We start from the raw sequence: 22,838 nt of genomic DNA on the forward strand, positions 1-22,838 counted from the left end.
CTCCCCCTCCCCCGAAACCAGAATCGCCTAGGCGGGCGGATTGCCGCGCCACTGCAGCGCTTCGAGGGCGACGGCAACATGCACGCTGCTGTGGCCCAAAGGCCGTGGCAACAGTTGCTGAGCGCGGTCGAGTCGGCGCAGCAGGGTGTTGCGATGCGTGTAGAGCACCTTGGTGGCGCGCCCGATGCTGCACTGCTCATTGACGAAGGTCAGCACCGTCTTGTGCAGCTCAGCACCGGCCGACTCGAAATCCCCGAGCGTGTTCTTGATGAAATCATTTGCGGCTTCGGGGTTTTGTGCAATCAAGGCGATCAACTGGATATCGGCAAACAACGCGACTCGCTGGCGAGAATTCAGCCCGGCCACCATCCGCTGGGTGGTTAGCGCCTCCAGATGGCTGCGCCGGAAGCCCTCGATTCCCGTCGCGGCGGCGCCGATGGCGATTCGCGCTCCGGGAACGTCTCGGACCGCCTGCTCAACCTGTTCGACGTCAAGGGTGGCGTTAGCCGCATTGGCCACCCACACCCAACGGGTGGCCGCGCCGGCGATCACGGTCAGCGGCCGCGCAAAATCGGCGGCGCGGCCGAAGGCGTCGACGACCCGGTCGAGCCGCTTCAGGTCGCCATCGGGCTCGTCACTCCAGATGACGGCGGCGGTATGTGTGCGGTTGAGGGCGTATCCCAATCGAGCCTCGGCGCGCTGGCGGCTGATCGGCGCACCGTCGAGGATCAAAGCGGTGACTTCTCGTCGTTCGGCGTGTGTGCCGCGAGCCAGTTCGTCACGTTCGCGCTGCATCTGGGCGGCGATGCCGGCAGAGGTGGCCTCGACGAACTCGCTGATCGACCGGTAGGTCACCTCGAACAGCTCGCGCAGTTCGTCGGGATCGCTGGTTAACCCAAAGGCGACGCCCATCCACAACCGCCAGCCCACCGTTTGCGCGATCCGAAACGTGAACGGGTCTAGGCCGCGGCGCACCATGTCGCGGGCAATGCTTAGCGGCTCGGGGCCGAGATTGGGCGCGACCGGAGCACCGGGGTTGCTCACGTTGGCCGCGGCCCAGTGAATCAGGCTGGAGCGGATGCTGCGGCGGGTCGCCTCGGCCAGGACGGGATCATCGGCAATGGCGGGGTCGGCCGCCATGGTCACCCGGTCGTACTCGTCCAACCATTGCTGAGAACCGTCCAGTACGGCTTTCGCCCCCTGCCGGATCAGCTCACCCACCCGCGGGGACGGACCTTGCCACAGCACTCACTCACGGTAGCCCGCGGGCGCACACTCCTGCACCATCGAGCACCTAGATTTGACTGTTTTGTGCATGGCCGGTTAGCCGCGGTTCAGCCAGCCCGCGACACTTAAACCTCCGCGACAACACGCCGTAGATGCTCGCAAGGGATTAAGTCTCGCGTGCCCGAGGCAATCTCGCGTGAGCGCCCCTTCAGCCTCAGACACGAAAACACCCCCGGCCGCGAAAGACCGGGGGTGTTTCGGATGCCTGCGGCTAGTGCGCGTGGCCGTGATGGCCGTGGCCATCGTCTTCTGGCTCGGCCGGCTTGTCGACAATCGCCGTCTCGGTGGTCAGCACCATACGTGCCACCGATGACGCGTTGAGCACTGCCGAGCGGGTCACCTTGACCGGGTCGACGATGCCGTCGGCAGCCAAGTCGCCGTAGGTCAGGGTGGCCGCGTTCAGACCGTGTCCGGCCGGAAGCTCGCTGACCTTGTTGACCACGACCGAACCGTCCAGACCGGCGTTGGTGGCAATCCAGTACAGCGGCGCGGCCAGTGCCTCGGAGAACACGTCCACGCCGACCGCCTCATCGCCCGACAACGACGCTCGCAAGTCCTTGAGCGCGTTGCGAGCCTGGATCAGGGCGGACCCGCCCCCGGCCACGATGCCCTCCTCGACGGCAGCCTTGGCCGCCGCGACCGCGTCCTCGACGCTTTCCTTGCGCTTCTTGAGCTCGGTCTCGGTGGCGGCACCAACCTTGATGACGGCCACGCCGCCGGCCAGCTTGGCCAGCCGCTCGCCCAGCTTCTCGCGGTCCCACTCGGAGTCACTTCTGTCGATCTCGGAGCGCAGCAGATTCACCCGCGCCTCGACCGCTTCCGGGGCACCGCCGCCGTCGACGATGATGGTGTCGTCCTTGCTGACCACGACGCGCCGCGCCGAGCCCATCACCTCCAGGCCCACCTCCCGCAGCACCAGGCCGGCGTCGGGGTTGACCACCTCGGCGCCGGTCACCGCGGCCAGGTCTTGCAGGAAGGCCTTGCGCCGGTCGCCGAAGTAGGGCGACTTGACCGCGATCGCCTTCAGCGTCTTGCGAATGGAGTTCACGACCAGGGTCGCCAACGCCTCGCCCTCGATGTCCTCGGCGATGATCATCAACGGCTTGCCCGATTCGGCGACCTTCTCCAGCAACGGCAGCAGGTCGGGCAGCGAGCTGATCTTGTCCTGGTGCAGCAGGATCAGCGGGTCTTCGAGAACAGCCTGCTGAGCGTCGAAGTCGGTGACGAAGTAGGCCGAGAGGTATCCCTTGTCGAAACCGACACCCTCGGTGAACTCCAGCTCGGTGCCCAGCGTCGAGGATTCTTCGACACTGACCACACCGTCGTGGCCGACCTTGCTCATCGCCTCGCCGACCAGATCACCGATCAGCTGGTCGCGCGAGGAGACCGTGGCGACCTGCGCGATGGCGTCCTTGCCCGACACCGGCGTGGCCGAGGCAAGCAGGGCCTCCGACACCGCGTCGGCGGCCTTGCCGATTCCCGAACCCAGCACGATCGGGTTGATTCCGGCGGCGACCAACCGCAGGCCGGTCTTGACCAGCGCCTGGGCCAGCACCGTCGCGGTGGTGGTGCCGTCGCCGGCGACATCGTTGGTCTTGGTGGCCACCGACTTCACCAGCTGGGCGCCCAGGTTCTCGAACGGGTCTTCCAGGTCGATGTCACGGGCCACGGTGACGCCGTCGTTGGTGACGGTGGGGCCACCGAACGACTTGGCCAGCACCACATGCCGACCACGCGGGCCCAGCGTCACCCGTACCGTGTCGGCGAGCTTGTCCACGCCCGCCTCCATGGCGCGGCGCGCAGTTTCGTCGTACTCAATCAGCTTGCTCATCAGGCTCCTTATGCCCAGCTAGTCCGCTAACGCATGCCGCCCCGGAAATCACCCGCGCTTGAACACGGGGATCGCCGGGGCGGTACACGGGGTTACTTGGAAACGACAGCCAGCACGTCGCGCGCCGACAGGATCAGGTACTCCTCGCCGCCGTACTTGATCTCGGTGCCGCCGTACTTGCTGTAGATGACGGTGTCACCCTCTGCCACGTCCAGCGGGATCCGCTTCTCGCCGTCCTCGTCCCAGCGGCCGGGGCCGACTGCGACGACGGTGCCCTCCTGGGGCTTCTCCTTGGCGGTGTCAGGAATGACCAGACCGGACGCGGTCGTGGTCTCGGCCTCGTTGGCCTGCACGAGAATCTTGTCCTCGAGTGGCTTGATGTTCACCTTCGCCACGATTGGAGCCCTCCACTAATTCGATCGGATCCGGTGCTGTCGCCCCGGATTATCTTGATTCGGATCCGGGACTATTCGCCCGGACCGGAGTTTTCGGCCGGTCCGGGGCGCGCCCCGAACCGTCCGAATTATCAGGTGATTCGGCATCCGTCCGTGCCCTCGCGTCGTCGTCGCGGGTGCCGGCGCTGGGGTCGTCCGACTGCCACCTAGCACTCTATACATGAGAGTGCTAGCACTCAAGGGCGCCCCGGTGCTTCTCGCGTGTCGGTTCGCCCACGGCGTATTCCGCACCGCCGCCGCGGCCGCACCGGGATCAGCTGACCTGGCCCTTGACCACCGGCAAGCCGGGGTCGCTGGGCACATCCAGCGGCGAGGGAGCCGCCTTCGCGGCCACCAAATGCGCGGCGAACGCGGCGATCATGGCGCCGTTGTCGGTGCACAGCCGCGGCCTGGGGATACGCAGCGTCAAGCCGGCCTCGCTACAACGTTGGGTTGCCAACTCGCGCAATCGTGAATTGGCCGCCACACCCCCGGCGATCAGGAGGGTCGATACCCCCAGGCCGGTGGCCGCGCGCACCGCCTTACGAGTCAGCACGTCGGCCACGGCTTCCTGGAAACCGGCCGCGACATCGGCCGGCCAAAAATCTGGATGGGCCTCCACGTAGCACGCCACCGCGGTCTTGAGACCGGAGAAGCTGAACGCGCATGGATCGTCGGACGGCCCGGTCATGCCGCGCGGAAACACGATGGCATCGGGGTCGCCGGAGCGCGCCAGGTCGTCGAGCACCTTGCCGCCCGGATAGCCCAGCCCCAGCAGCCGCGCCACCTTGTCGTAGGCCTCGCCCGCGGCGTCGTCGACGGTGGCCCCCAGCTCGACCATCGGTTCGCCCAACGAACGCACATGCAGCAAGTGGGTGTGCCCGCCGGAGACCAACAACGCCACACACTCGGGCAGCGGTCCGTGTTCGTACACGTCGGCGGCCAGGTGTCCGCCCAGATGGTTGACCGCGTAGAACGGCACTCCCCAGGCGGCCGCATACGCCTTGGCCGCGGCCACCCCCACCAGCAGCGCACCCGCCAGCCCCGGCCCGATGGTGGTGGCGACGACGTCGGGCCGCACGATGCCTGCCGTCGTGAGCGCACGGCGCATCGCCGGGCCCAGGGCTTCCAGATGCGCCCGCGAGGCGATCTCGGGGACCACGCCGCCGAACCGCACATGCTCATCGACGCTGGAGGCCACCTCGTCGGCCAACAGGGTCAAGGTGCCGTCGGCCTCCAGTCGCGTGATACCGACGCCGGTCTCATCGCAGGAGGTCTCGATGGCCAAGATGACGGTCCCCGGCATTTACCGCGCACCCCCTGGATCCCTGCGCATCGTGTATGCGTCGGCACCGCTGACCCGGTAGTAGCGCCGGCGCAGTCCGACCTGCTCGAAACCAACGCTGCGATACAGCGCTATCGCCGGCTCATTATCGGTGCGGACCTCGAGGAAAACCACGCCGCCGTCGGCGAAGGCCAACAGTTCGTCAAGCAGCCGGCGGCCGATGCCCCGCCCCTGATAGGCCGGGTCGACACCGATGGTGTGTATCTCGTATTCGAAAGGCGCAACACGGCCCAGCCGCGAGACACCGGCATAGCCGACCAGGTTATCCGCGCACCGGGCGCCCACGTAGTGATTGCGCCCGCTGGCCAGCTCGCGCTCGAAGGCCACCTCCGGCCACGGGTCGTCGCCATCGAAAAGTTGCGCCTCCAGCTCGGCGCAGCGCCGGCCATCGGCGCGGGTCAGCGCGCCGATGGTGACGGGCCCGAGATCGGCGGTCATGGGCGCGCCGCCAGCGGCTTGGCATCGGGCCGGCGCAGATACAACGGCACCAGGGGCGCCGGGTCCTGCGCCCAGTTCACCGCGGCGGCCAGGCCCGCCACGGTCGGGTAGCTGGGCTCGCACCGGGGCAGGTCGAACAACCCGGCGTGCTCGGGTGATCCCGCTACCGCGTGCGCGGTGCCGGGATCGACGTCGCCCGGGGCGTTGACCGCCGGGCCGTGAGTGCGCACGCCATCGCGGTAGCGCGCCCAGTAGACCTCGCGGCGACGGGCGTCGGTGACTACCAGCGTGTCACCGGTGGTGAGTCCACCGATGGCATCGAGGCTGCACACCCCATACACCGGGATGTCCAGCGCATGCCCGTAGGCGGCGCCGGTGGCCATTCCGGCCCGCAGCCCGGTGAACGGGCCGGGACCGCAGCCCACGACCACCGCATTCAGGTCGGCCATCGTCAGCGCCGCACCGGCCAGCGCCGCCAGCACGTTGGGGGTCAGCCGTTCGGCGTGCGCCCGGGCGTCGACGGTGACCCGCTCGGCCAACGCGACGCACTCGGACCCCGTCAGCTGCACCACCCCCGCGGTCACCGCGGGGGTACAGGTATCCAAAGCGAGAATGATGGTCATCGGCCGGCCCACGCCCAGGTCGCGATCCGCACGTCGGAGTGACTGACCCGCTCCAGCCGAATGTCGAGATGGCGCTCGGAGAGTCGCTCGGCCAGGCCCTCCCCCCACTCCACCACCACGACCGAGTCCGTCAGATCGGTGTCCAGATCCAGCGAATCGAGCTCACCGAGCAGGTCGGCGCTCCCGTGATCCAACAGCCGATAGACATCAACGTGAATCATCGCCGGGCGGCCCGGCCCACGCGGCGAATGCACCCGCGCCAACACGTAGGTCGGCGAGGTGACCGGGCCATCGACGTCCATCGCCGCGGCAATGCCCTTGGCCAACACCGTTTTTCCAGCACCCAATGGGCCCGAGAGCACCACCACGTCACCGGCGCGCAGCTGCTCGCCCAGCCGGGTTCCCAGCGCCACGGTGTCCGCCACGCGTTCCAGCGTTGCCGTGCCCGAATCGTGCTGCTCAGCCATGGCGGCGCCACCGATCCCGCAACCGCTCGCCGACCCGCCGGTACCGCAGCGTCAACTTGCCCGGAAGGGCGCAGTCGACGAGCCGGACCAGCCCTTCGTTGATGACGTCGGGCTTGTCCAACAGGGCCAGATGACTGGCCCCGCCCACGATGACCAGTTCGGATTGTGGCAACGAGGCCGCCATCTTTCGAGAGTATTCGTCGGGGGTCATCAGGTCGTGATCACCACAGGCAATCAAGGTCGGGATCCGCAGCAGCGTCCACAGCCCGGCGGTTTCGTCGTGCACTTCCAGCGCGTGCAGGAAACCCACCAGGGTGGCGATGGGCGTGTCGTTCATCATCTGCTGCGAGAACGCATCCAGGCTGCGGCTCACCTCCAGGTCACTGTAGGACGCGGCCCGCAGGATCGGGCCGATCAGTGACCGGGACGCGGTGCGGCCGCGGTGCATCAGGCTCGGCGCGGACCGGGCGGTGAACCGGACCGCCTCGAGCGCCGGGTTTTTCAGGAACTCGCCCAACGGCGAGCGGGTCACCCCTTCGGCCGCCGAAGAGATGGCGGCGGCACCCACAATCCGCCGGCCGTAACGCTGCGGGAACTGACGGGCGTGTGACAACACCGTCATGCCACCCATCGAATGCCCGACCAGCACTATCGGCCCGCGCGGAGCGGTCGCTTGCAGCACCGTTTCCAGGTCTTGTCCGAGTTGGGTCAGCGTGTAGGTCTGCGGATCGGCTTCGCCGGACTGGCCGTGCCCGCGCTGGTCATAGAAGACCATCCGCACCCGCGAGCCCCATTGTTCGCCGAGCCGCATGCGCTGAAAGTGGAAGGCACCCATGCGCAGGCAGAAGCCGTGGGCGAACACCATGGTCAGCGGGGCGTCCACCGGCCCCGCCTCGCGCACGGCCAGCGGCACGCCGTCCGGTGTGGTAACCACCCGGGCGCGATCGCTGTCCAGCCGCTCGAAATCCTCACCCGCGTACGGGTCGTCGCAGACCGAGCCGCGTTCAGCCAACGAGCGCCGGGCCGAGGCGCCGACGATGGTGGCGACCGCCGTCAGCCCGGCGCCTCCGGCAAGCCAGGCTCGCTGGCGCCGGCGAGTTTCCTCAGCGCTCAACGGTTTCGGCCTCGCGGTAAACCCTGGTGATGCGCCCGCACGGGCTGGTCACCACCTCGTAGTGGATGGTGCCGACCAGATCGGCCCAGTCCTGCGCGGTGGGTTCACCGCGGGTACCCGGCCCGAACAGAATCGCCTCGTCGCCTTCGGCCACATCGAGCGGTCCGGGGCCCAGATCGACGAGGAACTGGTCCATGCAGACCCGGCCGACGCCCGGCCGGCGTTTGCCGTTGATCAAGACCTCCAGGCGCCCGCCCAGCGACCGGAAAACCCCGTCGGCGTAGCCGATCGGCAACAGCGCCACATTCGTGTCGTGGGGCGCAATCCAGGTGTGCCCGTACGACACGCCTTCGCCCGCGCTCACCGATTTCACCAGCGCGACTGCGCATTTCACGGTCATCGCCGGAACCAGTCCCATGTCGCCCAACCTGGGCACCGGGCTCAGCCCGTACACCGCGATGCCGGGCCGCACCAAATCCAGCGTCAGATCGGGACGAGCCATGGTTGCCGAGGAGTTCGACAGGTGTGCCACCTCGAATCGCACTCCCTGGTCGCGGGCGTGGTCGAGCATCTGCTTGAACCGCTGGGACTGGATGTCGTTGATCGGCTTTTCCGGTGCGTCGGCGTGCACCATGTGCGTCATCAGCCCGCGTAGCCGAATCGCGTCTTCGGCGACGGCCTGGCGCAGCCTGGTCACCATCTCCGGGTAGAGCGCCGGCGCCACGCCGTTGCGGTTGAGGCCGGTGTCGATCTTGACCGTGACGGTCGCCGTCGTTCCGGCCCGGCGCGCGGCATCGAGCACTTCGTCGAGTTGGCGGATCGAAGAAATGGCGATCTGGACGTCGGCGGCCAGCGCGGGCCCGAAATCCATGCCGGGTGCGTGCAACCAGGCCAGCACCGGGGCGGTGATGCCGTCCGCGCGCAACGTCAGCGCCTCGTCCACCGACGCGACTCCGAGTTCGACCGCACCGGCTGCCAGCGCGGTGCGGGCGACCGCGGTGGCGCCGTGACCATAGCCGTCGGCCTTGACGACCGTCATGACTTGTGCGCTGCCGGCACGTTCGCGCAGCAGCCGCACGTTGTGGGCGATAGCGCCCAGGTCCACCACCGCCTCGGCGAGGACCCCGGGCGTCAGAGATATCGGGGTGGTAGTCATCGACTCGATTGTCCCAGAGCCGCGCGAAGGTGCTCGCCCAGTCCGCGTTGACCCCCGGCGGCCGGGCCGGCAACCAACCTCCCCGCTTAGTGCGCGAAGTGCTGTCCGTCGTAGTTGCCGCCCGGCTTGACCTTGTCCAGCGTGCGCAGTGAGGTGACGGCATCATCGTGCAGGGCGCGTGCCATGTCGGCGGACAGACCTTCGCGCACCACGATGCGCAGCACCGATACGTCGGTGGCGTTGTCCGGCATGGTGTAGGCGGGCACCTGCCACCCGAAGGTTCGCAGCTCGTGGGAGAGGTCGAACTCGGTGTAGCCGCGGTCGCCGGCCAGCCGGAAGGCGACCACCGGGATCGCCGAACCGTCCGCTATCAGCTCGCAGTGATCTACCTCACGCAGCTGCGCGGAGAGCCAGCGCGCGGTCTCCGACAGGGCCTGCATGACGTTGATGTAGCCCTCCCGGCCCAGCCGCAGGAAGTTGTAGTACTGGCCGACGACTTGGTTACCGGGCCGGGAGAAGTTGAGTGTGAATGTGGGCATATCCCCGCCCAGGTAGTTGACCCGGAAGACCAGATCCTCCGGCAGGTATTCGGGGCTGCGCCACACGACGAATCCGACGCCGGGATAGGTCAGCCCGTATTTGTGACCGCTGACATTGATCGAGACCACCCGCGGCAGCCGGAAGTCCCACTTGAGGTCTGGATGCAGGAACGGCACCACGAAGCCCCCGCTGGCGGCGTCCACGTGCACGGGCACATCAACGCCGCCGCCGGCCGTCAATCTGTCCAGCGCCGCGCAGATCTCGGCAACCGGTTCCAGCTCGCCGGTGTAGGTGGTGCCCAGGATCGCGACCACACCGATGGTGTCCTCGTCGACGGCGTCGACGACCTGTTCGGGGGTGATGACGTAGCGCCCCTTCTCCATCGGCAGGTAGCGCGGCTCGACGTCGAAGTAGCGACAGAACTTCTCCCACACCACCTGGACGTTGGAGCCCATCACCAGATTCGGTGTGCGGCCTTTCCAGTCCTTGCCGACCTTCTGCCGCCACCGCCACTTCATGGCCAGGCCGCCGAGCATCACCGCCTCGCTGGAGCCGATGGTGGACACCCCGGTGGCGCTGGACGGGTCGTCGCCGCGCAGTCCCTCGGCGTGAAAGAGGTCGGCGACCATCGACACGCAGCGGGTCTCGATCGCCGCGGTCGCCGGGTATTCGTCTTTGTCGATCATGTTCTTGTCGAACGTCTCGGCCATCAGCTTGCCGGCCTCGGGATCCATCCAGGTGGTGACGAAGGTGGCCAGGTTCAGCCGCGAGCTACCGTCGAGCATCAGCTCGTCGTGGATGAACCGGTAGGCGGCTTCGGGATCCATCGACTCCTCGGGCAGCCGCAACGCCGGTACCGGAGCGGTGAACAGCCGGCCGGTGTAGGCCGGAGCGATCGAATGTGCGGGTACCGACGAGTGGCTACGGGACACGGTGGATCCTTTCATTGCCGAGTCGAGCTACTGACTTCACAGAGCCGCCAGGGCGGCCCGGATGTGGCGGAGAATTCGCGACGCGGACGTCGGTGCGCCATCGGGCCCCGGATCGAGGGCCGATAGCTCGGCGGCACGGGCGTGGACGAACGCCGCGGCCGCGGCGGCCACGGTCGGTGCCAGCCCCGCCGCCAGCAGGGCCCCGATCATTCCGGACAACACATCACCCGATCCAGCGGTGGCCGCCCAGGACTGCCCGGCCGGACTCAGGTACACCCGGCCGCCGGGATCGGCGATGACGGTGACATTGCCCTTGAGCAGCACGGTGGCGCCGAACGCATCGGCCAGCTTTCGGGTTGCGCCGACCCGGTCGTCCCCCGGCCCCGAGCCCGCCAACCGAGCGAATTCACCGGCGTGCGGCGTCAGCACCGTCGGGGCGCTGCGATTGACCACCAATTCGGGATGCGCCGCCAGCATCGTCAGCCCATCGGCATCCACGATCACCGGGAGATTGGTTTCCAGCGCGAACCATAGTGCGGCCGCCCCGGGTTCATCGGTGCCCAGGCCCGGCCCTACCACCCAGGCCTGTACCCGTCCGGTCGTGGAGGGGGTGGGCGAGGCGATGACCTCCGGCCAGCGCGCGAGCACCTCGCCCGTCGCGCTGCCGGCGTAGCGGACCATGCCCGAGGTGGCTGCCACCGCGGCGCCACTACACAACACCGCCGCACCCGGATACGTCGAAGAACCCGCCAGCACACCGGTCACGCCCTGGGTGTACTTGTCATCGCGAGGGCCGGGCACCGGCCAGTGCGCGGCCACGTCGGCGGCCTGCAACCCCAGCACCTCGGTGTCAGACAGGTCCAGTCCGATGTCGATCAGCACGACACGACCGCAATCGGCCAGCGCGTGGACGGGTTTGAGTCCGCCGAAGGTAACCGTCAGCGCGGCGCGCACCGCGGGGCCGGTAATCGCCCCGGTCGCCACGTCGATGCCGCTGGGGATGTCCACGGCCACCACCGGGATGCCGGCGGCGTCCACCGCGGCGAACACCTCGGCCGCCGCGGGCCGCAGCGGCCCGGAGCCGGAGATGCCCACCACCCCATCGATAACGAGATCGGTTGCCGCCGAGACGTTTTGTACAACGCGGCCACCAGCCTTGGTGAATGCCGCCAGCGCCTTGGGATGGGTGTGTTGCGGATTGAGCAGTACCGCGTCCGCCGCGGCGCCGCGGCGGCGCAGGAAGGTCGCCGCCCATAGCGCGTCACCACCGTTGTCGCCCGATCCGACCACCGCGCACACCCGGCGACCGATAATTCCGCCGCTACGGCGGGTCAGTTCACGCCCGATTTCGGTGGCCAGGCCAAAGGCCGCCCGTCTCATCAGCACCCCGTCGGGCAAGCTGGCCAACAGCGGCGCTTCGGCGTCGCGGATCGCGTCTACAGAGTAGTAATGCCGCATCACTGCCAGCATTGCATGTTTGGGACGGGCTCAGGCCGGTGCCTCACGGGAACGGAGTTTTCGCAGAACTTCTCTGATTTTCGCGGGACCCCACGTCGGGCTCCCGCGTTCGCGGGCCATCGGATAGAAGGCCAAACCGATCAGTATCGCGGTGAAATGGCCGATGGCGGTGAAGTCGAGCTCGGTCTTGTCCATTGTAAGCAGCGGAAAGCCGAAGATGACGAGCAACACCGCCAGGTATCCCCATCGCCACGGTTTGACGATGTGATAGGTGAGCACCGCCATCACCCCGACCAAGAAGTAGCTGACCCCGATGTCACGCGAGTACACCAGCCGTTCGGCGGCCTCACGCGTCTGGATCGCGTAGTAGAGCAGGCCTTCGCTGATATAGGTGGCGCCGATGTGGGAAGTCAATCCCACCGTCAGCCAGCGCAAGTGGCCAAGCCAATGCTCGGCCGGCGCCAGGAACAGCGTGAACAGCACCAGATACGGTTCCAGATTCCGGCCGTCGATCCACAGCAGACTGGAAAACAGGACTTCCAGCGGATCGCGCCCCAGGTGGCTGATGTTGGTGGACCGATGCAGGATCACCGAGTGCAGCTGGCGTCCGGCCAGGCTGTTTTGAATGATCGTGGTGATCGCCAAGACGACCAGCCAGGTATAGGTCAGGGGCGCGCTGCTGACGAAATGCCACACCGCGAGCGCCATGCTTCGCACTCGTGCGGATACCGGTGCGCTCGCCACGGCGTCAACTCTTACACGCCCGCCGTTGCCCGTGCGACATCGGCAGTGGTCTCAGGCCGGCTTGTCGGAGGCGGGTTTCAGGTGCCGCCACCAGCAGGAAATGTAGATCGCCATCGAAATGACCAACACGACTATCACCCAGACCACGACCCGGACATCGATCCAGGCCCCGAAGGGAGGCGCGTTGGGCAGCGCATTGCGCAGCGGCACCACCGCAAACAGCATCGCCGCGTACCACGTGATCATGGGCGGCTGGAATGGTCGTCGATCACGTGCGGTCTGCACCGCAACAAAAAGAGCCAGCCCGGCGATCGTGACCAGGACACCGATGATGAGCAGGGCAAACGCGGCGGTGCTCGGTGATCGCTGCAACGCCAACCGGTAGGGCGTAACCCCGGTGCCGTCTCCTGCGGTCGGAATGTCGATCTGCCAGCCGGCGAGGCTGTCGACGAATCTCACCTTCGCCCGCTGGGGCACCTTCGCCGCACCGCTGAACAGCTCGACCGTGATCGGCCCGGAACGGTAGTGATCGAAGGGCCAGTCCGCCACGTTGCCGGTGATGGCCAGCGGAACGGGGAAGACACCGGGCAGCATGCCCTTGGACCAGGTGCGCTTGGTCGGCGTCACCGAGGAGGTGACCACGACGCTGAGGTCGTCGGACAGACCCTCGGTTCGCGGATCCAGCAGCCCCGGCCCCGGCGTGACGGCGAGATTGGCCGACAGCACGGTGTTACTCGACTGAACCTCTTCCAGGCTGATGGTGACCGTGGTCCCATCGGCGGTCGGACGGCCTTGGGTCAGGTCGTGCGGCCCCTTGCCGGCGTTGCCGTACAGCAGTGTCGAGCCGACATAGGCCACGACGAAAAGCACCAGCCCGACAAATCCCAGCTTCATCGGCCAGGTCCTGACCTACCGCGCTCAACCGCCGACAAGGGTCCCCCTCATTGCCTGCTCCGGACTATTCGACCGTGACCGACTTGGCTAGATTTCGCGGCTTGTCGACGTCGTACCCGCGTGCCTGTGCGACGGCCGCGGCGAACACCTGCAGTGGGATCGTCGACAACAGCGGCTGCAACAGGGTCGACACCGCCGGAATCTCGATCAGGTGATCAGCGAAAGGACGCACGGTGTCGTCGCCCTCTTCGGCGATCACGATGGTGACCGCGCCGCGGGTCTGGATCTCACGAATGTTCGACAACAACTTGGCGTGCAGTGTGGCCGAGCCTTTGGGAGAGGGCATGATGACGATGACCGGCAGCTCGTCTTCGACCAGCGCGATCGGACCATGCTTGAGCTCACCGGCGGCGAAGCCCTCGGCGTGCATGTACGCCAGTTCTTTGAGCTTGAGCGCGCCCTCCAGGGCCACCGGGTAGCCGACGTGGCGCCCCAGGAACAACACGGTCGAGGACTGCGCGAACCGGTAAGCCAGGTGGGCCACCGGCTTGATCGCCGAAATGACCCGGGCCACCAGATCGGGCATCGCTTCCAGCTCGCGGTACTCCCGCTCGACCTCGTCGGGATATTTGGTGCCGCGCGCCTGGGCCAGCGCCAAGCCCAGCAGATAGTTGGCGGTCACCTGGGCCAGGAAGGTCTTGGTGGAGGCCACCCCGATCTCCGGGCCGGCGCGGGTGTAGAGCACCGCGTCGCATTCGCGCGGGATCTGCGAGCCGTTGGTGTTGCAGATCGCCAACACCTTGGCCTTCTGCTCCTTGGCGTGGCGGACGGCCTCGAGGGTGTCCGCGGTTTCACCGGACTGAGAGATGGCCACCACCAGGGTGCTGCGGTCCAGCACCGGGTCGCGGTAGCGGAACTCGCTGGCGAGCTCCACCTCCACAGGAAGGCGGGTCCAATGCTCGATCGCGTACTTGGCGAGCAGACCCGAGTGATAGGCGGTGCCGCAGGCGACCACGAAGACCTTGTCGATCTCCCGCAGCTCCTGGTCCGATAGCCGCTGTTCGTCGAGGACGATGCGGTTGCCCACGAAGTGGCCGAGCAGAGTCTCGGCGACCGCGGTCGGCTGCTCGGCGATCTCTTTGAGCATGAAGTACTCGTAGCCGCCCTTTTCGGCGGCCGCGAGGTCCCAATCGATGTGAAACTCCCGGTAGTCGGTACCGGCAAGCAGGTCGTCGTTGCCATCGAAGTCGCTGATCCGGTAGCCATCGGCGGTGATCACCACCGCCTGGTCCTGCCCCAGCTCAACGGCGTGCCGGGTGTGCGTGATGAACGCGGCGACGTCGGAGCCGACGAACATCTCGCCGTCACCTATGCCGAGCACAAGTGGCGTGGAGCGGCGGGCCGCCACGATGGTGCCGGGGTCATCGGCGTTGGCGAAAACCAAGGTGAAGTGGCCCTCCAGCCGCCGCAGCACCGACAACACCGAGGCCGGGAAGTCGCCGGCCGTCTCGCCGTGGTGAAACGCCTGCGCGACCAGGTGCACCGCAACTTCGGTGTCGGTGTCGCTGGCGAACTCCACGCCGGCGGCCTCCAGCTCCTGGCGCAGGACGGCGAAGTTCTCGATGATGCCGTTGTGGACGACCGCGATTTTCCCGGCGGCATCACGATGGGGGTGGGCATTACGGTCGGTGGGGCGCCCGTGGGTGGCCCACCGGGTATGCCCCAGGCCGGTGGTACCGGTCAGCGACTCCGCCGGCATTTCGGCCACCGCCGTCTCGAGATTGGCGAGCCGGCCGGCGCGGCGACGCACCGTGAGCTTGCCGCTGCCGTCGACCAATGCGATCCCCGAGGAGTCGTAGCCTCGGTACTCCATCCGGCGCAGCGCATCCAGGACGACTTCGCAGGCAGGACGCTGGCCTACGTAGCCGACAATTCCGCACATAGCAGACCAGGGTAGTGCAGCCACCCCCATCCGGACGTCCGCATAACGCTGACCGCTAGCTGACCAGCGACTGACCGGGGCGGCTCGCGAGCCCCCGGATGAATCCGGCGGTATGGTCGAAATGGCCCTACGGCGCGAAAGGCCCGATTTGTCCCACCCTTACCAACCCCCTGTCCAGGCGGATCGGTACTACCTCAAGCTGATCAAGCACACCGGCGACCTGATCTTCTGGCAGCAGCGCAGTTATTCGGTCTACGGGGCGCTGCCGGAGTGTGAGGCGGCCTACCGTTCGGCCCAGACCTACAACCTGCTCGCCGGTTGGTGGAGCCTGCTGTCGCTGCTGCTGTTCAACTGGATCGCCTTGATTTCCAATGCCAACGCGATGCGCCAGCTGCGCAACGCGGTCAATTCGGGTGGCCAGGCACCGGCGGCGCCCGTGCCTGCCTCGCGGCCCGCATCGGCGCCGGTATCGACGCCGGTATCGATGCCGGCGGGCTGGTACCCCGATCCTCATGGGGCCGGACAGCGCTATTGGGACGGCACAACGTGGGCGAACTGGACCCATCCCCCGCGCCACCGCTAACGTCGACGGGTGGCCCGCATCCGCAACCTCGTTGCCGCCCTCAGCCGCCGAGGCCCACACCGCGTTTTGCGCGGTGACCTGGCCTTTGCCGGACTGCCCGGGGTGGTGTACACCCCTGAAGCCGGTATGAACCTGCCGGCGGTCGCCTTCGGGCATGACTGGCTCACCGGGGTAGCCCGCTATTCGGGGCTGCTCGAGCACCTGGCGTCCTGGGGCATCGTTGCCGGTGCGCCCGACACCCAACGCGGCGTGGCGCCGTCGGTGCTCAACCTGGCCTTCGACATGGGCGTTGCCCTCGACATCGTGGCCGGAGTGCGCCTTGGGACCGGCGATATCAGCGTGCACCCCGCCAAGCTCGGGCTGGTGGGCCACGGTTTCGGCGGCTCGGCCGCGGTCTTCGCGGCGGCCGGCATGCCGGCCAAGCCCGCCGGGGTGGTCGCGATCTTCCCGACCGTCACCGCGCCCCCGGCGCAGCAGCCGGCCGCGGGCCTGAAGGCGAAGGGTTTGATCCTGAGCGCACCCGAGGATCCCAAGACGCTCAATTCCAACGCACTCGAGCTGTCGCACGCCTGGGACGCCGCCACGCTGCGCGTTGTCAGCAAGGCCAATCCGGGCGGTCTGATCGAGGGTCGGCGATTGACCAAGGTGGTGGGGCTGGCCGGCTCCGACCGCAAAACCCAGCGTTCGGTCAGGGCGCTGGTGACCGGCTACCTGCTGCACACCCTCGGTGGCGACAAGACCTATCGCGACTTCGCCGATCCGGACGTGCACCTGCCCAAGACCGACCCGGTGGATCCGCACGCCCCGCCGGTTACGCCCGAAGAGAAGCTTGTCGCGCTACTGAAGTGACGAGCGCGGCCCATGATGCGAATCGGTATCGCCCTGGACTACTCGGGCGGCTTCCATGAGGGCCTCGACCGCGTCGTGGAACTCGAGAAATCCGGAATCGACGTCGCCGTGGTGGCAGAGGCATATGCCTTCGACGCCGTCAGCCAACTCGGCTATCTGGCGGCCAAAACAACCCGCGTTCAGCTGGCCTCCGGGGTGCTGCCCATCTATATCCGCACACCCTCGCTGTTGGCGATGACGGCTGCGGGCCTCGATTATGTGTCGGGCGGCCGGTTCAATCTCGGAATCGGTACGTCCGGACCGCAGGTGATCGAGGGATTCCACGGCGTCGAATTCGATGCGCCCATCGGCCGCACCCGCGAGGTGGTGGAAGTCTGCCGGCACGTCTGGCGGCGGGAGACGCTGCGTTATGCGGGCGCCCACTACCAGATCCCGTTGCCCGCGAATCGCGGCACGGGTTTTGGCAAGGCCCTCAAACTCATCAATCACCCACTACGGGAACGCATTCCGATATCCATTGCGGCGCTGGGCCCCCGCAACGTCGAGCTGACCGCCGAGATCGCCGAGGGCTGGCAGCCGGTCTTTTTTTATCCGGAGAAGGCCGCGTCGGCCTGGAGCGAGGCGCTGGCGTCGGGCACCGCGAAACGCGATCCCGCGCTGGGCCCGTTGGATGTCACGGTGCACGCCTCGTTGGCGATCGGGGACGACGTCGAGCAGCGGCTGGCCCGGGTGAAGCCTCAACTTGCCCTGTACCTGGGCGGCATGGGCGCCAAGGGCCGCAATTTTTACCACAACCTGGCCACTCGTTACGGGTACGGCGATGTCGCAGACCGAATCCAGGAGCTGTACCTGGCTGGGCGCAAGCACGAGGCCATAGCCGCGGTGCCGGACGAGCTGGCGCGGGGAATCTCGCTGATCGGCCCACGCGGGTTCGTCGCCGAACGGCTGGCCGCCTTTGCCGAAGCGGGTGTGACGACCATGCTGGTGAGCCCGTTCAGCACCGATCGCCGCGAATACGTGCGCCACGTCGAGCAGCTGCTGGGGCTGCGTCGCGCCTGAGTTGGTCTGCGAGCTGTCTCGAGTTGTTACGGCCCGGCCTTGGGCAGCTCGTCTGCGGCTATCTCGCAGGGACTCGATGCCTCGCCGGCCGGCGCCGAACCGTCGTGCGGCGGCGCCTCGGGAACTCGCGGCGGCTGGGCGACCGGCGTGGCGGCCCCCTCGGGCACCGGCGTCCTGGCTTGTTCGCCAATCGGCATCGCGGACCGCTCGGCGCCATCGCCCGCCGGCGCCCCCGGCGGTGAACCGTCGGCGGCTTCCGGTGCCTCGCCGCCATCGGACTTCTCGTCACTCGCGCCGGTTTCGGTTGCCGCGTCGGGCTTTCGCGGCTCGCTAGGGTTCTCATCGCCGACGTCGTCGACCGCGTCCGCACCGGACCGATCTCCCCCATCCGCCGGGTCCACCGACCCGAGCGGATCGGCGATCGGTACCGCCGCCGTACCGAGTAGTTCTGCCAGCGCGTCGACAATGCGTCCGGCAAGCCCCGCTAGCCCACCGAACCCGCCGGTTCCGGCGGCACCCAAGCCGCCGGGGCCGCCGAAATCACCGAGCGCTCCGAAATCGCCGGCATCTGTGGGTAGTTCGAGGCCAGCTCCCGGCGCCGGCGCGATGCCAGCCGGCACCGCCGGCGACGCGGCGAAGGCCGGTTCCGGATCCGGCGCAGGCGCGGAGGTGGCGGCCGCAGGTGCGATCGCCGCCAGCGCCGATGGGACCGGCGGCGATTGGCGTCCGGATCCGAGGTCGTCTGGGTGGTCGAAAGACACCGGCACCGACGAGGTCAGTCGATCGGCCAACGTCGTGTAGGCCGCGCCGATGCCGGCCGTCGCTGCGCGCATCGCGCCCAGCCAGTCGTCACGAATATCGTTGTCCAAATAGGGATTTATCTGATGGCGAACCAGCTCGGCGGCCGCACTGCCGGGCGCTGCTCCGGCACCGACCTCAGCGCAGGCGGCCAACCACGCCGGCCGCCGCGCCAGTGTGCGATCGTCGATGGCGATCACGCTTTCCACCTTCATGTCGACCAGACGCCATAGGCCCTCGCGCAACGATTCGCAGCCCAAAGCCGCCGCCCGAACTTCGGCAACAATGCGCTGCCCCGCCTCAACATGGCGTTGCAGAAAGTTGACCGCGGCGTCGGCTCCAGGCCCCGTCCAGGCCATCGCCAGCGCGCCGACCTGGCCGCGCTGCATCCCAAGCGCCTCAGCGATCGTGGCGCCGGCGGCGCGCAGTCGCGCGCAGTCACCGTCGAGTAGGTAGAGATCGAGGCCGTCTTCGCTGTCGTAGCGGTCGCCGATCGGATCAAAGCCCCTGGCCAGAAAGGGATCTTGGTAGCCGAGCTGTTGGCAGGCGCGTAGGTACCGCCGCGTGTGGTCCACGGCGGGCCGCCCTTCGTCGAGGCGCTGTGCCACCGCTAGCCCGTTGGTCACGATCAGGCGATCCGTGCCGCGGCGCCACGATCGGCATCAACGTAGTGGTTCACGGCGGCGCGCATGGCGACCGCTATATCGACTGTGGCGCTGGACCATTGGGATAGCTGCGCACCCAAGCGCTCCAATCCGGCGCGCAGTGCATCACCGTGCGAAGGGTAGTCCCGGCCTGCCGCGGCCCCATCAAAAGTGAGCCTTGCCCAATGGTCGGCGATGGCGTTATCGATCAGCTCCGCCGCGGCGCACAGTCGCTCGGCCACTACCTGCACCGCCGCAACATCGATGCGTGAGTTTCTCGCGAGTTCGGGTCTCATGGATAGTCCGACGCCGGCCGGGGCGTCGAGGTTCCCGCTGAGCCGGGATTGGTCACCTCGATGGCGGTGACGGCAGCGAGCAACGAAATTCAGACGCCTCGTGGCTAGCCCGCGGCACTGACCGCGTCGGCGACGCTGGTGGCCAACCGATGCGCGGCTTTCTCGTCGGCCGCCTCGACCATCACCCGGATCAGCGGCTCGGTTCCAGAGGGCCGAAGCAAGATGCGGCCGGTGTCACCCAGCTCGGTTTCGGCCCGGTCTACCGCCGCCTGAACCGAAGGTGCCGCAGCCGCGGCCGCCTTGTCGGTGACCTGGACGTTGATCAGCACCTGCGGCAACGTTTGCATCCGCGATGCCAGAGCGGCCAGCGAGGCGCCGGTCGCCACCATGCGCGTCATCAAACGCAATCCGGTGACGATGCCGTCACCGGTCGAACCGAGTCCCGGCATCACGATGTGGCCGGACTGCTCACCACCGAGGCTGTAGTCCCCGGCGCGCAATTCCTCGAGCACATAGCGGTCCCCGACGCCGGTGGTGCGCACGTTCACGCCGGCCTCGCGCATGGCCAGGTGCAGACCGAGGTTGCTCATCACCGTGGTCACCAACGTGTCGGAGGCCAATTCGCCCGCCTCCTGCATCGCCAAAGCAAGGACCACCATGATGGCGTCCCCGTCAACGAGGTCACCGTTGGCGTCGACGGCCAGGCAGCGGTCGGCATCTCCGTCGTGGGCCACACCCAGGTCGGCGCCGTGGGCAAGCACCGCCGCGCGAATCGCCTCCAGGTGGGTCGATCCGCAGTCGTCGTTGATGTTCAACCCGTTGGGGTCGGCGTTGATCTCGATGACCCGGGCTCCGGCGGCCCGATAGGCGCGCGGCCCCACTTCCGAGGCGGCGCCGTGGGCGCAATCGACCACGACGGTCAACCCATCGAGTCGCGTGGTGCAGGCCTTGCTCACATGCCGCAGATAGCGGTCGGCGGCGTCCTCGGCGTCGATCACGCGGCCGATCTCCGAGCCAACCGGTCGCAACCCGGGTCCGGCCGCAACCAGACTTTCGATCCGGTCCTCGGTAGCGTCGTCGAGTTTGTGTCCGCCCGGACCGAAGATCTTGATGCCGTTGTCGGGCATCGGGTTGTGCGACGCCGAGATCATCACCCCGAAATCGGCGTCATAGGCACCGGTCAGGTAGGCCACGGCGGGAGTGGGAAGCACCCCGACGCGCAGGGCGTCGACACCTTGACTGGTCAAGCCCGCGATGACGGCGGCCTCGAGCATTTCGCCACTGGCTCGCGGATCGCGGCCAACCACGGCTACTCGCCTGCCCGGTCCGGTCGAACTGGCCAGGTGCTGCGCGGTAGCGGCGCCAAGGGCCAGGGCCAACTCGGCGGTCAATTCGCGATTCGCGACCCCGCGCACTCCGTCGGTGCCGAATAGTCGACCCATGCGGACAAACCTCTCACAGTTGACGTTCTCGCGCCTAACGTGCGCTTCCCTTTCTGCCCGCAACCGTGCGCGTTGACGCGACGACACGCCGAAGGCACACCGAAAACAACGCACAACGTTGCACGGTCGCGGCCAGAAAGTGATCGTTGATCAGCGCTTGCTGTACTGAGGCGCCTTGCGGGCCTTCTTCAGGCCGTACTTCTTGCGCTCGGTAGCACGCGGGTCACGGGTGAGGAAGCCAGCCTTCTTCAGCGCGGGCCGGTCCTCCGGGTTTGCCACGATCAATGCCCGGGCGATACCCAGCCGCAGCGCGCCGGCTTGACCCGAGGGGCCGCCGCCGTGTAGCAGCGCAAAGATGTCGTAGCTCTCCAGCCGGTCGACGGTGACCAGCGGAGCCTTGATGAGCTGCTGGTGGACCTTGTTCGGGAAGTAAGCCTCGAGGCTGCGCCCGTTGAGGTCGAACTTGCCGCTTCCGGGCACCAGGCGCACCCGCACCACGGCTTCCTTGCGACGCCCGACGGTCTGGATGGGCCGCTCGAACACGAACGATTCGCTGTAAGTCACTTCAGCCTCGACAGCGACTTCCACTTCTGGGGTGGTTTCGGTCATTGCGCCACCTGCTTGATCTCGAACGGAACCGGCTGCTGCGCGGTGTGTGGGTGCTCCGGACCGGCATAGACGCGAAGCTTGCTCTGAATCTGCCGACTGAGCTTGTTCTTGGGCAGCATGCCGACGATCGCCTTTTCCACGACGCGGTCGGGGTGCTTTTCCATCAGCTCGCCGATCGAACGTTTGCGCAGACCGCCGGGATACCCCGAGTGGCTGTAGGCCATCTTGTTACGCAGCTTCTCGTTGCTGATGGCGACTTTGTCGGCATTGATGACGATGACGAAGTCACCGCCGTCGACATTGGGCGCGAACGTCGGCTTGTGCTTGCCACGCAGCAGGTTGGCTGCTGCGACGGCAAGGCGGCCAAGCACCACGTCCGTGGCGTCGATGACGTACCACGACCTCGTGGTGTCACCCGCCTTGGGCGCGTATGTAGGCACAGCGCTTACCTTCTCTTCTCTCGGGTGGATCCCGGTGTGACCCGGGTGCCGGTCAGGCGTTCACGGAGGGGCTGTCTCGGCGACCGGCATTGACCCGAGGCCCCGGCGTACCCGCACGCCAACCGAGCAGCTTACCGACGCGCATCCCCGCAGGTCAAAATGACTGTGTGGCCCCCACGGCTCTCCTCCGTGGGGACCACACAGGGTCTGTCGGGTGCCGCGGGGTCAGATGGCGTGGCTAGCGGGCCCATCCGCCGGCCGCGCGGCGGTCGGCGCCGGCGACCTCGTCGGCGCCGTCACGGACGGCGTTACCCAGCTCGACCAGGATCTGGTTGAGCGCAGCGGCCGCTTGATGCCATTTGAACTGCTCGGTTTGATACGCGGCCGCCGCCTCTCGGGACCACAGCTGCTGCAGCGGTGCGATCTGTGACCGCAGCTGCTCGAGTGCGGCGTTGAAACGCATCGAAGTGATGTGAATCTCTTGGCGAACCGTGTGCTCGATCGCGTCAAAGTTGTACGACAGGACAGGGTCCACGGCGAATCCCTCCGATCACAGGTCCGCGCCGGCGGCGCCGATGTGGTGTGCGTGGTTCTGGCCGGCCTCACGCAGCAGGGCCTCGTTGTGCCGAATGGTCTCAGCGATCGTGTGCAGGGCGTGGTAGAGCCGTGTCGACTCTGCACCCCATCGATCCATCGCGTGTTTGAATCGCACCGCCGCCACCCCACCCCACACTGAGGCGGGCACATCGTTCATGCGGCCGATGAACGCCTGCAGCAGCGCCCGGATTTCTTCGTTGCGGGCGTCGGTGGTGGCGGCGACCGTGCGCATCAGGTCGAAGTCGGCACTCAACGTGTTCGACGCAGTAGACGTAGTGAACGGATTGGCACCTGCCGGACTACTCATACCCCTTAA

24 protein-coding genes are annotated in these 22,838 nt (G+C 67.5%); 3 read left to right on the forward strand and 21 right to left on the reverse strand.

Annotated features, from left to right (window positions below; genetic code table 11):
- Window positions 1-27: 27 nt before the first annotated feature.
- The 14 genes from SHTP_RS20410 to glmS all read right to left on the reverse strand — a co-directional run bounded on the left by SHTP_RS20410 (window position 28) and on the right by glmS (window position 15,205).
- Window positions 28-1,248 (reverse strand): Rv1453 family transcriptional regulator, encoded by a 1,221-nt coding sequence (locus SHTP_RS20410; protein WP_096371611.1) that lies wholly within the window; start codon window positions 1,246-1,248, stop codon window positions 28-30.
- Window positions 1,249-1,498: 250 nt separating this feature from the next.
- Entirely contained in the window at window positions 1,499-3,118 is a 1,620-nt protein-coding gene (gene groL / locus SHTP_RS20415) for a chaperonin GroEL (RefSeq protein ID WP_096371612.1), read from the reverse strand.
- Between the two features lie 92 nt (window positions 3,119-3,210).
- Window positions 3,211-3,513 (reverse strand): co-chaperone GroES, encoded by a 303-nt coding sequence (gene groES / locus SHTP_RS20420; RefSeq protein WP_011739140.1) that lies wholly within the window; start codon window positions 3,511-3,513, stop codon window positions 3,211-3,213.
- A gap of 313 nt (window positions 3,514-3,826) precedes the next feature.
- Window positions 3,827-4,858, reverse strand: coding sequence for a tRNA (adenosine(37)-N6)-threonylcarbamoyltransferase complex transferase subunit TsaD (tsaD, locus tag SHTP_RS20425; RefSeq protein WP_096371613.1), 1,032 nt, complete (start codon window positions 4,856-4,858; stop codon window positions 3,827-3,829).
- Window positions 4,859-5,335: a ribosomal protein S18-alanine N-acetyltransferase gene (rimI, locus tag SHTP_RS20430; protein ID WP_096371614.1), complete on the reverse strand. Its 477-nt coding sequence runs from the start codon at window positions 5,333-5,335 to the stop codon at window positions 4,859-4,861.
- Window positions 5,332-5,958 (reverse strand): tRNA (adenosine(37)-N6)-threonylcarbamoyltransferase complex dimerization subunit type 1 TsaB, encoded by a 627-nt coding sequence (gene tsaB, locus SHTP_RS20435; RefSeq protein WP_096372582.1) that lies wholly within the window; start codon window positions 5,956-5,958, stop codon window positions 5,332-5,334. The genes rimI and tsaB overlap by 4 nt, the downstream gene beginning before the upstream one ends.
- Window positions 5,955-6,425 carry a tRNA (adenosine(37)-N6)-threonylcarbamoyltransferase complex ATPase subunit type 1 TsaE gene (gene tsaE / locus SHTP_RS20440; protein ID WP_096371615.1) on the reverse strand — a complete coding sequence of 157 codons (471 nt, stop codon included), beginning with the start codon at window positions 6,423-6,425 and terminating at the stop codon, window positions 5,955-5,957. Before tsaE ends, tsaB begins: the two co-directional genes overlap by 4 nt.
- Complete coding sequence (locus SHTP_RS20445) at window positions 6,418-7,539, reverse strand: alpha/beta fold hydrolase (protein WP_096371616.1); 1,122 nt, start codon at window positions 7,537-7,539, stop codon at window positions 6,418-6,420. The genes tsaE and SHTP_RS20445 overlap by 8 nt, the downstream gene beginning before the upstream one ends.
- Window positions 7,529-8,695 (reverse strand): alanine racemase, encoded by a 1,167-nt coding sequence (alr, locus tag SHTP_RS20450; protein WP_096371617.1) that lies wholly within the window; start codon window positions 8,693-8,695, stop codon window positions 7,529-7,531. Before alr ends, SHTP_RS20445 begins: the two co-directional genes overlap by 11 nt.
- An 86-nt stretch (window positions 8,696-8,781) precedes the next feature.
- Window positions 8,782-10,167, reverse strand: a complete 1,386-nt coding sequence (gene gad, locus SHTP_RS20455; RefSeq protein WP_096372584.1) for a glutamate decarboxylase — start codon at window positions 10,165-10,167, stop codon at window positions 8,782-8,784.
- 36 nt (window positions 10,168-10,203) lie between these two features.
- Window positions 10,204-11,625, reverse strand: coding sequence for an NAD(P)H-hydrate dehydratase (locus SHTP_RS20460; protein WP_096372583.1), 1,422 nt, complete (start codon window positions 11,623-11,625; stop codon window positions 10,204-10,206).
- 30 nt (window positions 11,626-11,655) lie between these two features.
- Window positions 11,656-12,369 (reverse strand): rhomboid-like protein, encoded by a 714-nt coding sequence (locus tag SHTP_RS20465; protein WP_096371618.1) that lies wholly within the window; start codon window positions 12,367-12,369, stop codon window positions 11,656-11,658.
- Window positions 12,370-12,420: 51 nt separating this feature from the next.
- The gene (locus SHTP_RS20470; RefSeq protein WP_096371619.1) at window positions 12,421-13,263 is read right to left on the reverse strand and encodes a DUF4436 domain-containing protein; all 843 of its coding nucleotides are present in this window, start codon (window positions 13,261-13,263) and stop codon (window positions 12,421-12,423) included.
- 64 nt (window positions 13,264-13,327) lie between these two features.
- Complete coding sequence (gene glmS, locus SHTP_RS20475) at window positions 13,328-15,205, reverse strand: glutamine--fructose-6-phosphate transaminase (isomerizing) (protein ID WP_096371620.1); 1,878 nt, start codon at window positions 15,203-15,205, stop codon at window positions 13,328-13,330.
- 112 nt (window positions 15,206-15,317) lie between these two features.
- Here glmS and SHTP_RS20480 point away from each other — a divergent pair, with 112 nt between their 5' ends.
- Genes SHTP_RS20480 through SHTP_RS20490 form a run of 3 tightly spaced genes read left to right on the forward strand, consistent with a single transcriptional unit; the run spans window position 15,318 to window position 17,696 of the window.
- A complete protein-coding gene (locus SHTP_RS20480; RefSeq protein WP_096371621.1) occupies window positions 15,318-15,788 on the forward strand; it encodes a DUF2510 domain-containing protein in 471 nt (156 codons plus the stop codon).
- Between the two features lie 9 nt (window positions 15,789-15,797).
- Complete coding sequence (locus SHTP_RS20485; RefSeq protein ID WP_096371622.1) at window positions 15,798-16,637, forward strand: dienelactone hydrolase family protein; 840 nt, start codon at window positions 15,798-15,800, stop codon at window positions 16,635-16,637.
- A gap of 15 nt (window positions 16,638-16,652) precedes the next feature.
- Window positions 16,653-17,696, forward strand: a complete 1,044-nt coding sequence (locus tag SHTP_RS20490; protein ID WP_172900575.1) for an LLM class F420-dependent oxidoreductase — start codon at window positions 16,653-16,655, stop codon at window positions 17,694-17,696.
- Between the two features lie 26 nt (window positions 17,697-17,722).
- Here the strand turns inward: SHTP_RS20490 and SHTP_RS20495 are convergent, their stop codons facing one another.
- The 7 genes from SHTP_RS20495 to SHTP_RS20525 form a co-directional block, all read right to left on the reverse strand.
- Window positions 17,723-19,120, reverse strand: a complete 1,398-nt coding sequence (locus SHTP_RS20495; RefSeq protein WP_096371624.1) for a hypothetical protein — start codon at window positions 19,118-19,120, stop codon at window positions 17,723-17,725.
- Window positions 19,121-19,122: 2 nt separating this feature from the next.
- Complete coding sequence (locus tag SHTP_RS20500; RefSeq protein WP_096371625.1) at window positions 19,123-19,434, reverse strand: type VII secretion target; 312 nt, start codon at window positions 19,432-19,434, stop codon at window positions 19,123-19,125.
- Between the two features lie 104 nt (window positions 19,435-19,538).
- Window positions 19,539-20,876, reverse strand: a complete 1,338-nt coding sequence (gene glmM, locus SHTP_RS20505; RefSeq protein WP_096371626.1) for a phosphoglucosamine mutase — start codon at window positions 20,874-20,876, stop codon at window positions 19,539-19,541.
- 150 nt (window positions 20,877-21,026) lie between these two features.
- Window positions 21,027-21,485 (reverse strand): 30S ribosomal protein S9, encoded by a 459-nt coding sequence (gene rpsI, locus SHTP_RS20510; protein ID WP_012392994.1) that lies wholly within the window; start codon window positions 21,483-21,485, stop codon window positions 21,027-21,029.
- Window positions 21,482-21,925, reverse strand: a complete 444-nt coding sequence (gene rplM / locus SHTP_RS20515) for a 50S ribosomal protein L13 (RefSeq protein WP_012392993.1) — start codon at window positions 21,923-21,925, stop codon at window positions 21,482-21,484. Before rplM ends, rpsI begins: the two co-directional genes overlap by 4 nt.
- Before the next feature lie 238 nt (window positions 21,926-22,163).
- Window positions 22,164-22,460, reverse strand: a complete 297-nt coding sequence (locus SHTP_RS20520; protein WP_012392992.1) for a WXG100 family type VII secretion target — start codon at window positions 22,458-22,460, stop codon at window positions 22,164-22,166.
- A 15-nt stretch (window positions 22,461-22,475) separates the two neighbouring features.
- The gene (locus SHTP_RS20525) at window positions 22,476-22,829 is read right to left on the reverse strand and encodes a WXG100 family type VII secretion target (protein ID WP_012392991.1); all 354 of its coding nucleotides are present in this window, start codon (window positions 22,827-22,829) and stop codon (window positions 22,476-22,478) included.
- Window positions 22,830-22,838 lie beyond the last annotated feature (9 nt).

This window comes from Mycobacterium ulcerans subsp. shinshuense, assembly GCF_002355775.1.
In the GTDB taxonomy this organism is placed as follows: Bacteria; Actinomycetota; Actinomycetes; order Mycobacteriales; family Mycobacteriaceae; genus Mycobacterium; species Mycobacterium marinum.